Consider the following 14959-nt stretch of genomic DNA (forward strand, 5'->3'; position numbering starts at 1 on the left):
CTAGGGGGGTTCCTTAATAAGGGACCCCCTTAAATCATGAAAGGTTTGTGATGTATTAGACTTGGAGGTTCGTCAATTATGAAAGTATTTTTAGCTCTACTTTTGTTTCTTTTACTATCTGTGCCAATGATAAGCTTTGCTTCTGGCGGGAATACAAAAAGTACGGAAGAAATCCAAAGGTTAATCCAAAGTGCAGAAATCGGTGATAAGATCATGATACCAAAGGGAATTTACCGGGGAAATTTGCATATTGACAAATCTGTTTCATTGATTGCTGACGGGGATGTAACGATAATTGGGGATCGTAAAGGGGACGTTATTTCTTTTGAAGCGGATGGGGTTACATTTAGAGGTTTTACCGTAAAAAATAGCGGGAGAATCTTAACAACCGATGATGCGGCTTTAAAACTACATTCTAGCAAAAATCGAATTGTTAATAATTGTATTATAGATTCCCTTCATGGAATTTATCTTGATAACTCGAAAGAAAATATAATTGAAGGAAACATTTTGATTGGAGATAAAGCTTTGGTTTCTGCTGATCGTGGGAACGGAATTCATTTGTTTTATTCAAGCAAAAATAAAATAATTGAGAATGAAATATATGAAACTCGTGACGGAATTTACTTTTCATTTGCTGATTACAATGTTATTAAAGGAAATAAAATACATGATACCCGTTATGGTTTGCATTATATGTATTCCGATGACAATTCTTTTTATAAGAATCGGTTTTATAATAACATCGGTGGTGCAGCGATTATGTATTCAGATCGGATTACGTTAGAGAATAACTACTTTTATAATAATCGGGGACTCATTTCATTCGGGTTACTGTTACAGACAGCTAATGATACTATCATCAAGCATAATCGTATGACTATGAATCAAAAAGGGCTGTTTATGGATCAATCGAATCGCAATCTATTAGCCAATAATGATATTTCACATAATAATATAGGAATAGAGATTTGGACGAGTTCGATTGAAAATAGCTTCACACAAAATCAGTTTAATCATAATGTCATCCAATACAGTTCTAACGGTAAACATGATCAAAATAAGTGGAGTCATAAAGGTATAGGAAACTATTGGTCTAATCATGCTTTGTATGATTTGGACAATAACGGAATTGGGGATAGGCCGTATACTTATTCAACCTCATTCGGTGAAGTGTTGGCGCAAAACCAGTTGGGATATTTGTTTTTAGACAGTCCGGCTTTGAAAATCTATGAATCCGTTAAACAAACCCTTTCAAAAGATCACATGCAAATTACAGACCCACATCCGATTTTGCCTATGGATAAGAAAGGGAATGCACAAATGCTGACTATCATACTTTTTAGTGGTGCTGCTTTATTTATATTTTTCAAGGTAAGGAGGAAGGTTTCTAATGGAATTCGTACTAAAAGAATGGAAAGAGATGTATCGGAGTAGAATCATATTTTCAGCAGTGGTGCTCATTCTTGCTATTTCCTTACTAATCATCCGACAAATGATAGGTTATAATTCCGAGATCACTTTTTCACAAATGGCTGTACCATTATTTCAGGCTAATCTTTATTTTATTCCATTGCTTTCCATGATTATTGCTTCATTCTCGATTCAACATGAACAATTACAAAAAACTTTGCCTATATTGTTGTCGCGTTACTTATTGCCAAATTTATTTTTTGTAAAGAAATCAATTGCACTACATTTAATTACCAGTTCGACCATAATTATTTCTTATTTTTTTGTCTTATTCTTTAGCAAGTTTTTTATGTATGTTTCAATTGGAGATTTTTTTTATTTCGTCCTTTCAATGCTATTTATTTCCATTATCTATGTCCAAATTGGCTGTTTTTTAGGTAGTATTACTGAAAATAGAATACAATTACTTTCATATATATTGATTATTTGGTTTTTTAGCCTATTCGTTTACGACTTAATTCTCATGTATTATGTGCCATCTATTCAATCAAGTAATGTTTTGCTATTTTCAATCTTTTATTTTCTTTCACCTATTAATTCAGTAAGGTATTTTTTGAATGTTAAACTTGGTATTTTCGACTTAGAGAGTTTTCCAGCAATTTTTGATCAATTTACGTTTCATTCGCCGTCCATTATTTTATTGTTGAATTTGACTTTATTTATTGGGGTTTTTTTTGGAGCTGGGTTTAGAGCAATAAAGAAAGGAGCAATAAAAGAATGATTCAACTCAAAGAAGTCAATCAGTGGTATAAAAATTTTCAAGTACTTCAAAATGTTAATTTTCAAATAGAAAAAGGTGAAGTCTGTGTAATTGTTGGACGGAATGGAGCCGGTAAGTCGACCTTGTTCCAAACAATTCTCGGATTCCTTCCTGGGTATACGGGTGTTGTTAAAATCTTAAATCAGGATATAAAGGAAGCAAGAAATTGGATGAAGCAAACTTCTTTTCTTCCGGAAAAATTTATTCTATATCCCCAGTTAAGTGTTTATGAGAATCTTGCTTTTTTCAGGGATTTGTTAATGGATCCTATTGACAATATAGAAGAATTACTGGAATTAACAGGTATGGATAAACATAAAGACAAAAAAGCAAAAGATTTATCAAAGGGAATGCTTCAGAGACTTGGATTGTGTGTTGCCTTTTTAGGAGATCCGGAGTTAATTATCTTAGATGAACCAACCTCTGGCATTGATCCCTATGGTCGAGTAGAAATTATTGATATCATAGAATCGTTAAACCAAAAGGGAAAGACGATTGTTTTTTCGTCACACCATTTATCTGAAATTGAAAAGGTTGGAACACATGTCATCCTAATTGAAAATAATACGGTTACAAAAATGACGGCAAAACATTATTTAAGTGATTTTCGAAGCCATCGCAAATGAAAACGGTGTAACATATATTAATTAAAAGTAATCTAAGAAAGTTTTATTTGTTTAATCATTTTTTTAAGAAGTATAATGATTGGTATCATATCTAAAAGGGAAGTTTGCATTATGAATTGGAAACCAAATCGAAACGATAAGATGCCTTTATACAGACAAATTGCAAAATATATCGAAGACCAAATTGCGGAAGGTTCATTTCCTCCAGACAAACCCTTGCCTTCGGAGCGTACGCTGGCAAAAGAGTTGGAAGTTAATCGAAGTACTGTTGTAACAGCGTACGATGAATTAGAAGCGAATGGTATTATTGTTCGGGAAACAGGCCGTGGAACGATGATTAGTCATGATATATGGAGAATTACAAAAAAACGTATCCCTAGCTGGAATCGTTATATTGAGTCTGGATCATTTTTACCCAATTTACCTGTTGCTCAACGAATACGGTTGGAAACAGAAGAAAGCAATCTCATTAATTTTGCAAGTGGAGAATTATCGGAGGATCTAATTCCTATTGGCTTTTTTCGTGAAATTTTATCGAATGTAACCTTTCAGGGGGGGTTAGGATATGACCATCCGCAAGGGAATGCAACACTCCGAGAAACGATTGTAAATCATGTTAAGAATTACAGAAATATCGAAACAAATGCATCCTCTATTTTAATTACCTCCGGTGCACAGCAAGCATTACACTTAGTAACTCAATGTTTGTTAAAGCCTGGAGACGCAGTTGCCTTAGAAGATCCATCTTATAGTTTTAGTCTACCTATTTTTAAATCAGCAGGACTAAAAGTACATCTTCTTCCAGTCGATAATGATGGAATAAGACCGGATGATTTATTGTCTTTATACAAAAAACACAAGATTAGAATGATTTTTTTAAATCCAATATTTCATAATCCAACTGGTACATTGATGCATGAAAACCGTCGTAAAAAAGTATTAGAGATTTCATCTGAATATAGGATTCCAGTTATAGAGGATGATCCGTATAGCTTATCTTCTTTTTCTGGAAAGGAAATTAAGACACTCAAATCCATGGATACAAATGGTAATGTACTATACATTAGTTCCTTATCGAAAATTGTTGCATCTGGGCTTAGAATTGGTTGGATTATTGGTCCTAAGCCTGTAATAGAAAGATTGGCAGATGCTAAGCAACAAGTTGACTTTGGACACGGCACCTTTACACAATGGATGGCAAATGAGTTTATTCGTTCATCCTATTTTGAAACGCATATTTCTTTTTTAAGGGATCAACTACGGAAAAGACGGGATCAGATGGTACAGAGCCTTAAATACTATCTGGAAGATGAAGTGGATTTTTATATACCGGAAGGTGGAATCCATTTGTGGTGCCAGATTAACAAGGAAGTAAATGAAATACAGTTACTTGAGGAATCGATTAAAAAAGGTGTAATCTATGTACCTGGTTCAATTTTAGGGTCTAAAAAGGGATACGCTCGATTTACTTTTGCTAGAGAGAAAGAAGAGGTTATTGAAGAGGGAATTAAAAGATTCGCTCAAGCATTAAAAAGCTTTTGATACTTTCATGAGGATAATGTCCCATAAAAAATCGTGCAGCACTTGTTAAAAAACAAGATGCTGTGCGATTTTTCATTATATAGCAGAATTGGCTGGAAGCATAATTAGTAAATTGGATGGTTATAAATTATTTAATTCTTCTATGATGGAAGAATGATAGCACTTTTTATTTTTATCGATAGTAGGAGGTAAGTAGGTATATGACAAAAGTTGGTGAATTAACCCGAAGAGCATTGGACAATATACAACCTTATTCCCCAGGAAGGCCCATTTGGGAAGTACAAAAGGAGTTAGGCATAAATAGCGTTATTAAGCTGGCATCAAATGAAAATCCTTTAGGTCCTTCACCAAAAGCAATTCAAGCCATAACTAGTGAATTAACCGGGCTTAACCGTTATCCTGACGCAAATGCTACCGCTTTAAAAGAGGCAATAGCTTCGAAATATCAGCTATTACCTGATCAAATTATAGTCACAAATGGGGCTGATGAATTCATTAAGTTGCTTTCAGAAACCTTTCTGGAACCAGGTGATGAGATTATCGTTCCAACGCCTTCATTTAGTGAATATGAGTTCGGTGCAACCCTAATGGATGCTAGAGTTATTCAAGTTCCGCTTGAGGAAGATTTTCAATTTAATAGTCAGAAAATCCTTTCCAGCATAACCGAAAAAACAAAATTAATTTATATTTGTTCACCCAATAATCCGACCGGAACTTATTTGCCGAAGCAGCAATTAGAACAGTTGCTTACATCTTTGCCTAAACGAGTTCTTCTTATCTTGGATGGTGCGTACAGCCATTTTGCAACAGACAATGATTATACAGATGGGACCGAGTTCATTAAGAAAGGGTATCCAATCATAGCATTACAAACTTTTTCTAAAATATATGGTTTGGCAGGTATTCGTGTTGGCTTTGGTTTGGCCTCCAAATCCATTATAGAAAATATAGTAAAGGTCAAAGAACCCTTTAATGTAAATAGTTTAGCTCAGGTTGCTGCAACGGCAGCAATAACGGATGAAGACCATATTGTAATGTCCCAAGATGTAAATAGCCACGGACGAATCCAATTGTATGAGGCTTTTTCTCAAATGGGTTTACATTACACAGAAAGCATGAGCAACTTTGTATTAGTGAATGTCGGTACAAAAGCGTCGGATATTTATGACAAGCTTTTAGCAAAAGGAATCATTGTCCGAAAAGGAGGTACTTGGAATATGCCAACTCATTTGCGAATCTCCGTTGGAACATATAAAGAAAATAAACGATTAATTAATGAAATAGAAGATGTATTAAAGAACCTTTAATTTTATGAAAAAAGTATGGAGGCATTAATCGTGAATGACCTTGCTATAAAGCTAAATGACTCAATAAAAGAATTAAATCCTTTTCTTTACAGTATGTTGTCTGATTTGGGAAGAAGAATATATTATCCGAAAGGAATACTTAGCCAGAGTGCGGAGGCAAAAAGGAAAGCAACGCAATTTAACGCAACAATAGGTATTGCAACTGAAAAAAATATTCCCATGCATTTTCAACATATCCAGAATAAATTAGATGGGTTTGCACCAGAAGATGTATATCCTTATGCACCGCCAGATGGGAAGCCGGAATTACGTGTAGCGTGGAGAGAGAAGCTAGTAAGAGAAAACCCATCATTACAAGATAAGAGCTTTAGTCTCCCTATTGTCACAAATGCTTTGACACATGGACTCAGCATTGCAGCTGATCTGTTTGTAAATTCTAATGATATCATCGTTGTACCAGATAAGTATTGGGGAAATTATTCCACTATTTTTCATGTTCGGAGAGGTGGAAATCTAGTTACCTATAAAACTTTTGATGAAGAGGATCATTTTAATGCAGGTGCCCTTCGTGAATGTTTATTTAAACAAAAATCTGTTGGTAAAGCGATTGTATTGTTAAATTTCCCTAATAATCCAACGGGATATACGCCCAGTGAAGAGGAAGCGGAAAAGATCATTTCTGTTTTGTACGAGGTTGCTGAAGAGCACATCAATCTAGTTGTTGTTATTGATGATGCCTATTTTGGTTTATTTTATGAGAACTCAGTAAAAGAATCTTTATTTGGAAGATTAGCAGGTTTACATCCAAGAATTTTGCCAATCAAGATTGATGGCGCAACAAAAGAAAATTTTGTTTGGGGACTAAGAGTAGGTTTTATTACTTTTGCAGCTGAGAATCCAATCATATTAAAGGCGTTAGAGCAAAAAACAAAGGGCCTCATTAGAGGGACTATCTCTAGTTGCTCGCATTTGTCCCAAACAGTAATCTTACAATCTCTTCAATCAATCGATTATGAAAAAGAAAAAAAGATAAAGTTCGAAATTATGAAAACGAGGGCACTGAAGGTAAAGCAACTCCTAAATATTGATCGATATCAAGAATTATGGTCTTATTATCCATTTAACTCTGGTTATTTTATGTGTCTTAAATTAAAAAAAGTGAATGCTGAAGACCTAAGACAACATTTGTTAGCGGAATATGGTGTCGGGACGATTGCCATCAATTCAACGGACCTTAGAATAGCTTTCTCGTGTGTCGATGAAGATGATTTGGCAGAGCTTTTTGAGCGTATCTATAAAGGTGCAAAGGATTTCTCACAAAAAAAGGATTGTTTTTCCGAATAATACAAATGGATTCAAATACAGCTAGAAAGATATTTGCAGACCAGAAAGGGGAAGTGGAACATTGGTTTCCCAATTTGAAACACCATTATTTACAGCTTTGAAGGAGCATTCACAAAATGAGCCGGTACAATTTCACATTCCTGGCCATAAAAAAGGAAATGGTATGGAAACTGAATTTAGAGAGTTTATTGGTCATAATGCTCTTTCTATTGATTTAATAAATATAGGGCCCTTGGATGATTTACATCTTCCAAGAGGAATCATTAAACAAGCGCAAGAATTAGCTGCAAAAGCATTCGGGGCAGATTATACGTTTTTCTCTGTGCAAGGTACAAGTGGTGCCATAATGGCCATGATCATGTCTACATGTGGACCTGGAGACAAAATTTTAGTACCGAGAAATGTTCATAAATCAATCATGAGTGCCATTGTTTTTTCAGGAGCGATTCCTATCTTTGTTCATCCTGTAGTTGACCAAATATTAGGCATATCACATGGTATTACATCCGATGCAATCATCAATGCATTAGATTTACACCCAGATATTAAAGCGGTTCTTGTTATTAATCCAACCTACTATGGCATTTCAGGGGATCTAAAAAAAATAGTTGATATTGTGCACACTAGGAGCATCCCTGTTCTTGTAGATGAAGCGCATGGGGCTCATATTCATTTTCATAAAGAACTACCGCTATCTGCCATGGCTGCAGGGGCAGATATGGCTGCTACAAGTGTGCACAAATTAGGTGGATCCCTTACGCAAAGCTCGATTTTAAATATAAGAGGAAATCTTGTCTCCTATAAGCGGGTGCAATCTGTACTAAGCATGCTGACAACGACTTCTACTTCCTATATATTATTAGCCTCTTTGGATGCTGCTAGAAAATCGTTAGCCACGAAAGGAAAAGAATTTTTAGAAGAAACAATTCGAAAGGCAGAAGAAACTCGTACAAAAATAAATGCCATTGACCATCTCTATTGCGTGGGGCGTGAAATTTTAGGAACAAGTGCTGCCTATGCATTAGACCCTACAAAGCTCCTTATTTCTGTTAAGGAACTCGGAATTACAGGATATACAGCTGAAAAGTGGCTTCGTAATAAATTTAATATCGAAGTTGAATTATCGGACCTTCATAATATTCTTTGTATTGTTACAAGTGGGGATACAAACGAAGACTTATTAACGTTAGTACAAGCTTTAACGGAACTTTCACAGGAATATAAGTACCAGATTTCAAAAAATCATGATGGTTCAGTAGTATTGCCAAATATTCCAACTCTCGCCATGACACCAAGGGAGGCCTTCTACTCAGAGACAGAGGTGATTCCCTTTGAGAGGTCTGCAGGAAGGATTATTGCGGAATTTGTTATGGTTTACCCACCGGGGATTCCAATCTTCATACCAGGTGAAATTATTACGGAAGATAACTTGAACTATACAAGAAAAAATATAGAAGCTGGCCTTCCTGTTCAAGGTGCTGAGGATGACAAATTTAAGACAATACGTGTGATAAAAGAGAAATGAAGTCATTTTAAAGCCCAAATTTGCACAAAAAGACGAAAAGTAAACGGGAGTGTTTGATAGTGAAAAAATCTAATAAACTACCAGTCATCAGTCGAATTATATTACTAGTTGGAGCAATTTTTCTTGGAATTTCGATTTTTTTACCATGGTGGGGTTTAGAATTAAAAGCTCCACAGTACCCTGAAGGGCTGTCAATCGTTGTACATCCATCTAAACTTAGTGGTGAACTTGATATCATAAATAATTTGAATCATTACATTGGGATGAAGGAAATTAGTGAAGAAGGATTCCCAGAGCTGCAATATATTTCTTATATTATTTGGGGTATAGTTGCATTAATCGTCTTGAATATAGTTCTTGGTTATAAGAAATTGGCTTATTTTATATGTTTTTTATTAATAATCGGTGGAGCATTAGGTATCTATGATATGTATCATTGGCTCAATACGTTTGGAACAAATCTTGATCCCCATGCGCCTATTTATGTTGATCCATTTGTCCCACCAGTAATTGGTGAAAATACCCTTGCCAATTTTACAACCTATAGTTCATTTAGAATAGGATTTTACTTTCTAATGCTGAGTGTAATCTCTGTCTTTATGGGGACATTTGGTGAACGAGTATGGATAAAGAAGTCCGGTATGAAAACCAAAAGTTGAGAAAGGGAAAACATAATATTCTAGATTTAGATGGCGAGAAGGTTTACTCATGATTCTTGCTTTTAACAAAAACGGTATGGGGAGTTGGTTATCGACTTGAAAAAACTTTATAAGTTTCCCTTTTCAATTTGCACTTAAGAGACTGAGACCATTAAAGGCGCAGGTTATTTCAATTAGAATACACATAATAACAATCCCTATAAATATTAAATATGATAAAATTTAGTAAAGAGGTGGTTGTATGAAAAGGGAAAAAAGCATTTAAATTATTTCTTTTTAGTCCCATAAGGAGGGTTAAAAAATGAATAATTTTACTCGGATTTTAAATCCAAACAATCCAATCCTTTATTTACTACTAACTTGGTCCATTATCTGGAAAGGTATAGCACTTTGGAATGCTGCCCGTAATAAACAACTAGCGTGGTATATTGTACTTTTAATAGTAAATACAATTGGGGTTCTTGAAATACTCTATCTTGTTTTCTTCAAAAAAAGAAAAGAATAATTGCTATGGTGTTGGAACTTAACAGAAGTTCTCCTTATTTTATTTCAAAAATATTTAAAGCCGGATAAATTTTTACTCGTAGTAAAATTTATCCGGTGATTGTTATTAATATAACTCTAGTTATATTGGCCATTTCTCCAAAGAATTGTATTACCATCCTTAATGCTTCTCTGTACATCGACGATCCTCTGATTAGACGAACCTCTGAACATGATACGTAAGTCCTTTTTTGATAATTCAAAACGTCCGTCTATGATCACATCGAGATACCGTAATATCTCTTTTTTATGCTCGGGCAATTCCTCAAATACATAACCAGTGTATAACCATATATTTTTGTGGGTTTTAGCTTTGATTTCCTTAACTAGCCGCAATGTATCTTCATATTGAATAGTTAGACTATCTCCACCACTAATTGTTACATCGGAAATGGGATTTTCTTCGATTATTTCTATCAATTCATTTAAACTATACTCTATCCCATTGTTTGCATTCCAAGATGAAGAGTTATGGCATCCCTTACAATCATGTGTACAACCTGAGACATAGAAAACAGTACGGATGCCGTTCCCGTTATCGGTTGAATCGGTATCAATTTTCATAATTCTCATTTCTTACACCCATGTTTTACACGGTTTTTTTCTTCATTTCGTTTTGAGCTGTTCCATTTGTCCATGCTTCCTACTAAGTATCCAGTTATTCTTCTTATGCGTTCAATTTTATGTTCCTCGTGATTGTTGCACTTTGGACACTCATTGTAAATAACGCCATTGTATCCGCATTGAAGGCAGCGGTCAACCGGAACGTTGAAACTGCCATAACCTATCCCATTCTCCTTCATAGCCACAACATAGGTTTCTAGAGCATCAATATTCTTTGAAGCATCTTCAGCTAATTCAACATATGTAATATGTCCAGCATTTGTTAATGCATGATAGGGTGCTTCCTTTTTAATCTTATTGATTGCATTAATCTTAAATTCGACAGGGACGTGGTTGCTGTTTGTAAACCATTCCTTATCTGTTACTCCTTTAATGACGCCATGCTTTTTGCGAGCAATTTTTAAGGCTTTACCTGCATAGGATTCGGCAGGTGTTCCTAGCAATGTATAGTTTAATTTCGTCTTCTCTGTTAAAAGATCCATCTTTTCCTTCATGGAGGAAACAATCTTCAAGCCCAACTCCTGGGCTTCATCACTCTCTCCATGATGTTTTCCAATCAGGGCAACTAAGGCTTCAGCTAAACCAACATAACCAACGGATAATGTACCTTGACGAAGAACTACTTTTAAAGAGGTGCATTTATAAAGTACTTCAGAATCCCGCCATACACCTTGACCATATAAGAATTTAAAATTTGCAGGTGTCTTGCCTGATTGATATAAGAACCTTTCATATAGTTGTTGGCTTGTTAGGTCTACATAATAGTCAAGCTTCTTGAAAAATGCTTCTATGTCATCACTTTCCAACGCAATCAAAGGTAAATTAATGGAAGTAAAAGAAAGGTTGCCTCTACCCACTGGTGTAGATTTGCCATTAACATTGGCCAAGACTCTTGTTCTACAACCCATTGTTGCAATATGTGTTTCAGGATCGTCTTCTTTATAGTATTGTAGATTAAATGGTGCATCTACAAACACATAATTCGGGAAAAGACGTTTTGCTGTTGTTTCAAGCGACAACCTGAACAGATCATAGTTGATATCACTTTGTTTTAAATTGATGCCATCTTTTACTTTAAAGATTTGAATCGGAAAAATTGGTGTTTCTCCATTTCCTAACCCTTTTTGAGTAGCAAGAAGCATATTCTTAACAAGTATTCTCCCTTCCTTTGAAGTATCTAACCCATAGTTAATACTAATAAAAGGGACTTGCCCACCACCGCGGCTGTGCATGGAATTACTATTATGTATAAAAGCTTCACAAGCTTGGTAAACCTCTCTATCTGTTAGCTCCCATGCTTTTTCTTCAATATCACAACCAGCTTGAACGTCCTCTAATAATTGTAGATTCTTCTCGTACGTCTTATATACATAAGGTGCTAAATCAAAATCAAAGTTACTCATGGCTTGACCACCGTGTTGTTGATTTTGATTAGATTGAAAGATAATAGAGGCTAAGGCCATAGCAGAAACGATGCTGTTTGGTTCACGCATATGTCCATGGCCAGTATCAAAGCCATCTTTTAACACCTTTCCTAATGGGATTTGAACGCATGTTGTTGTGCCTGTTACATAATAATCCAAGTCATGAATGTGTATATAACCATCCATATAAGCTTGTTTTACCTCTTCAGATAATAAATGTTCAATTGCGTAAAACCTTGCACTAGTAGAGGCAAAAAGTCCCATTATCCCCATAGGGCTTTTGCCATCGACATTAGCGTTTTCTTGTATTAAATCTTGATTCTTACTTCCTGCAATTTCATTGAATTCCTCTAATAGATTAAAAGAAACTTGGTTTGATTGCATAATAGTACCTCCATTATTGTCCATAGCAGCTTAATAGAAATTTGCTTTTAGTGCTTACTACGCCTTCTGATTTTTTGTAAAAAGAAATTTTGAAAACAAAAAAACCCATCTAAGTAGATGGGAGAAATAACGCGGAATCATCTATATAACAGTACGAATTCACTGCAAATAGTCAGAATAGCCTCGTTATACCTTCCCAACTCCCGAAGAAGATAATACTCTACAAAAATGGCAGGTCTCCTGACTTATGCTTCTTCCTACTCTAATACCTTCCCATCCTAAGACAGTGGATATTATTATTTCGTCAGCATTTACAGTTGCGGGTACAGTTCTGGGCTTTCACCAGATTCCCTATTAAGTCTTTTCAGACACCATTATCATCGACATTATCTATATCTAGTATCTATTTCGAATAAAAATACTAAATATTGTATTATTAAATATAATATACATTACTTACCTTGGCAACCCCTTTTACCAAAATTAAATTATTAGAAAATGAATTGAACCCGGTATGTAAATTGTCTAATCAATTTTATTTTTTACTTTGTATTTAAATACTTTTAATATCAAAAACTTTCTTAAAATAAAACTTCCATTTTTGAAATGATTATAAAATACTGGGAATTTGGGAAAAAATTATAAATTCATCATGATATTAATCACAACTTACTATATAATAAAAACAATGATTAAAATCTACACTGTTGCTTACTTAGGGGGAAAGGGAAGTATGTATGTGAATTTTTTAAAGAGCATTTCCTTTTTACAAGGTTTACCAGATGAGACCATTCATTTTCTAGCTTCTAGAGTTAAAACAGCAAAATATAAAAAAGGGGATTTTATATTTCATGAATCAGACAAAGCTGAAGCAATTTTTTTTGTGAAAAGTGGAGTCGTCAAAATAAAAAAAAGCAGTTCCCAAGGGAAAGAATTAATTGTATGTATCAAGCGGGAAGGAAATATTTTTTGTGAGGTTTCATTATTTGGCAAGCCAGACGCTTGCTATCCTGGAACGGCTCAAGCAATATCAAATACAGAAGTTCTATATTTCTTGAATTCTGATTTAGAAAATATCATGTTTATGTATCCCGACATTTCAATAGAAATGATCCGCTATATGGGTAAACAATTACGTTCCTTCACAGACATTCTTCAGGATATTGCATTACTAGATATATACAGAAAAACAATCAAAACACTTGAAAGGCTTGCCCATGAATTTGGAAGTAAACTAACATGCGGTATTAAAATAGACCTTCCATTAACTATTCAGGAATTAGCGAATATAATCGGTTCTACCCGTGAAAGTGTAAGTAGAATCATTTCACAATTAAAAGAACAAGGTATAATTTCAATCGAAGGAAAGACGATTACTATTAATAACTGGTGTGATTTCTGCAGCATGACTAATGAAACAGTTGGAGCTTAATTGCAAAAAAAAGCAAAAAAGGTATAATTCCTCGAGTATAATGAGGTATTATACCTTTTTTGCTTATAGACAGAAGTTTCTTCCAATCAAATCATCAATGCATAGTTCATATGTTATGAGGGAAAGACGAAAATAAGGATCAGACTTATTTTCTTAATCAATTAACAGAGGTACAATTAAGTAAGGTGTGATTTACCATAGGTGATATAGAAAAACCAAAGTGCAATAACACCTGGTCAAGCTGTTGTTTTCTATCAAGGAGAAGAATGTCTCGGTGGAGGAATTATTAACCAAGTGTATCGCAACGGCAAACAATTAACATATGTTGGGTAAAGTTTTAAGGTGGGAAGAGAATGAGAGATTACCTTAATTCTAATGAAAGAAATCAATTTATGGTGCTTCAATCCATCCCGCAGCTGATTGAAGGGGGAAGAAACGAGGGAATGAATAGACCTGAAATCAGCACAATGCTAGAGGAATTAACAATAATTTTGGAGAAGAGTGAAAGTAGTGAGAATAGGTTTTTTTGATTCTGGAATCGGTGGAATGACTGTACTTCATCAAGCATTGAAGTATTTACCGAATGATGATTACATTTATTATGCGGATACTATGCACGTTCCATATGGTGAAAAACCAAAAGAAGAGGTAAGAGAATATATTTTTAATGCAGTTGAATTTATGGCTGATCAAGGAATAAAAGCATTAGTCATTGCTTGTAATACTGCAACAAGTATCGCTGTGAATGACCTTCGAAAAAGGTACAGTTTTCCTATTTTGGGTATTGAACCAGCAGTAAAACCAGCTGTTCAAAGTTGCGAGGGAAAACGAAAAAAGGTATTAGTGTTGGCGACCAATTTAACTCTCAGAGAGGAAAAGTTCCATAACCTAGTGAAAAGTGTTGACCATTACGATATAGTTGAAAGTCTACCTCTTCCTGGTCTGGTCCAATTCGCTGAGGATTTTGAATTTAAAGAAGAAAAAGTTGTCCCATACTTAAAAGAAAAACTATCCTCGTTTGATTTAAAGCAGTACGGAACGATTGTTCTTGGATGCACTCATTTCCCCTATTTTGAAAATAGTATTAGAAAAATATTTTCTGAAGAAGTGGATGTTATTTCTGGAAGTATAGGAACTGCAAAAAACTTAAAACGAATTCTTGAAGAAAGTAATCAAATTAACGATGGAACAGGAGATATTTTATTTTATAATTCTGGTTATAAAGTTGAAGATAAAGAAACATTATCTAATTACAAAAATATGTTGAGAATGTTAGATGGGAAAGGATCTTTAGCATAGGAGCCATAAATAAAATA

14 protein-coding genes, 2 pseudogenes and 1 riboswitch are annotated in these 14959 nt (G+C 34.6%); of the genes and pseudogenes, 14 read left to right on the plus strand and 2 right to left on the minus strand.

Annotated features, from left to right (window positions below):
* Positions 1-78 precede the first annotated feature (78 nt).
* The 9 genes from nosD (at position 79) to ACNQFZ_RS20785 (ending at position 9741) form a co-directional block, all read left to right on the plus strand.
* Positions 79-1437 carry a nitrous oxide reductase family maturation protein NosD gene (gene nosD / locus ACNQFZ_RS20745; protein ID WP_458413178.1) on the plus strand — a complete coding sequence of 453 codons (1359 nt, stop codon included), beginning with the start codon at positions 79-81 and terminating at the stop codon, positions 1435-1437.
* Positions 1394-2194, plus strand: coding sequence for a hypothetical protein (locus tag ACNQFZ_RS20750; RefSeq protein ID WP_458413179.1), 801 nt, complete (start codon positions 1394-1396; stop codon positions 2192-2194). The genes nosD and ACNQFZ_RS20750 overlap by 44 nt, the downstream gene beginning before the upstream one ends.
* Positions 2191-2859 (plus strand): ABC transporter ATP-binding protein, encoded by a 669-nt coding sequence (locus tag ACNQFZ_RS20755; RefSeq protein WP_458413180.1) that lies wholly within the window; start codon positions 2191-2193, stop codon positions 2857-2859. Before ACNQFZ_RS20750 ends, ACNQFZ_RS20755 begins: the two co-directional genes overlap by 4 nt.
* 111 nt (positions 2860-2970) lie before the next feature.
* Complete coding sequence (gene pdxR / locus ACNQFZ_RS20760) at positions 2971-4401, plus strand: MocR-like pyridoxine biosynthesis transcription factor PdxR (protein ID WP_458413181.1); 1431 nt, start codon at positions 2971-2973, stop codon at positions 4399-4401.
* A 200-nt stretch (positions 4402-4601) separates the two neighbouring features.
* Positions 4602-5708: a histidinol-phosphate transaminase gene (gene hisC, locus ACNQFZ_RS20765; protein ID WP_458413182.1), complete on the plus strand. Its 1107-nt coding sequence runs from the start codon at positions 4602-4604 to the stop codon at positions 5706-5708.
* A 30-nt stretch (positions 5709-5738) separates the two neighbouring features.
* Positions 5739-7052, plus strand: a complete 1314-nt coding sequence (locus ACNQFZ_RS20770; RefSeq protein ID WP_458413183.1) for an aminotransferase class I/II-fold pyridoxal phosphate-dependent enzyme — start codon at positions 5739-5741, stop codon at positions 7050-7052.
* Between the two features lie 61 nt (positions 7053-7113).
* Positions 7114-8577 (plus strand): aminotransferase class I/II-fold pyridoxal phosphate-dependent enzyme, encoded by a 1464-nt coding sequence (locus ACNQFZ_RS20775; RefSeq protein WP_458413184.1) that lies wholly within the window; start codon positions 7114-7116, stop codon positions 8575-8577.
* Between the two features lie 59 nt (positions 8578-8636).
* Positions 8637-9236 (plus strand): hypothetical protein, encoded by a 600-nt coding sequence (locus ACNQFZ_RS20780; RefSeq protein WP_458413185.1) that lies wholly within the window; start codon positions 8637-8639, stop codon positions 9234-9236.
* A 301-nt stretch (positions 9237-9537) separates the two neighbouring features.
* The gene (locus ACNQFZ_RS20785; RefSeq protein ID WP_458413186.1) at positions 9538-9741 is read left to right on the plus strand and encodes a DUF5652 family protein; all 204 of its coding nucleotides are present in this window, start codon (positions 9538-9540) and stop codon (positions 9739-9741) included.
* A gap of 116 nt (positions 9742-9857) precedes the next feature.
* On the opposite strand, the gene nrdG is transcribed toward ACNQFZ_RS20785, so the two are convergent.
* Positions 9858-10352 (minus strand): anaerobic ribonucleoside-triphosphate reductase activating protein, encoded by a 495-nt coding sequence (gene nrdG, locus ACNQFZ_RS20790; RefSeq protein WP_458413187.1) that lies wholly within the window; start codon positions 10350-10352, stop codon positions 9858-9860.
* Complete coding sequence (locus ACNQFZ_RS20795; RefSeq protein WP_458415467.1) at positions 10349-12214, minus strand: anaerobic ribonucleoside triphosphate reductase; 1866 nt, start codon at positions 12212-12214, stop codon at positions 10349-10351. Before ACNQFZ_RS20795 ends, nrdG begins: the two co-directional genes overlap by 4 nt.
* A 210-nt stretch (positions 12215-12424) precedes the next feature.
* A riboswitch (cobalamin riboswitch) is annotated at positions 12425-12602 on the minus strand.
* Positions 12603-12944: 342 nt separating this feature from the next.
* On the opposite strand from ACNQFZ_RS20795, the gene ACNQFZ_RS20800 reads away from it, so the two are divergent.
* The 5 genes and pseudogenes from ACNQFZ_RS20800 to murI all read left to right on the plus strand — a co-directional run bounded on the left by ACNQFZ_RS20800 (position 12945) and on the right by murI (position 14942).
* Positions 12945-13643, plus strand: coding sequence for a Crp/Fnr family transcriptional regulator (locus ACNQFZ_RS20800; protein WP_458413188.1), 699 nt, complete (start codon positions 12945-12947; stop codon positions 13641-13643).
* A 119-nt stretch (positions 13644-13762) separates the two neighbouring features.
* Positions 13763-13831 (plus strand): annotated as a pseudogene (locus ACNQFZ_RS20805) (hypothetical protein); the annotation flags it as partial.
* Positions 13832-13865: 34 nt separating this feature from the next.
* Positions 13866-13976, plus strand: a pseudogene (locus ACNQFZ_RS20810) (aminomethyltransferase beta-barrel domain-containing protein); the annotation flags it as partial.
* A 20-nt stretch (positions 13977-13996) separates the two neighbouring features.
* Complete coding sequence (locus tag ACNQFZ_RS20815; protein ID WP_458413189.1) at positions 13997-14173, plus strand: hypothetical protein; 177 nt, start codon at positions 13997-13999, stop codon at positions 14171-14173.
* Positions 14154-14942, plus strand: a complete 789-nt coding sequence (murI, locus tag ACNQFZ_RS20820) for a glutamate racemase (RefSeq protein ID WP_458413190.1) — start codon at positions 14154-14156, stop codon at positions 14940-14942. The genes ACNQFZ_RS20815 and murI overlap by 20 nt, the downstream gene beginning before the upstream one ends.
* Positions 14943-14959 lie beyond the last annotated feature (17 nt).

This window comes from Schinkia acidoalkalinis (assembly GCF_054301215.1).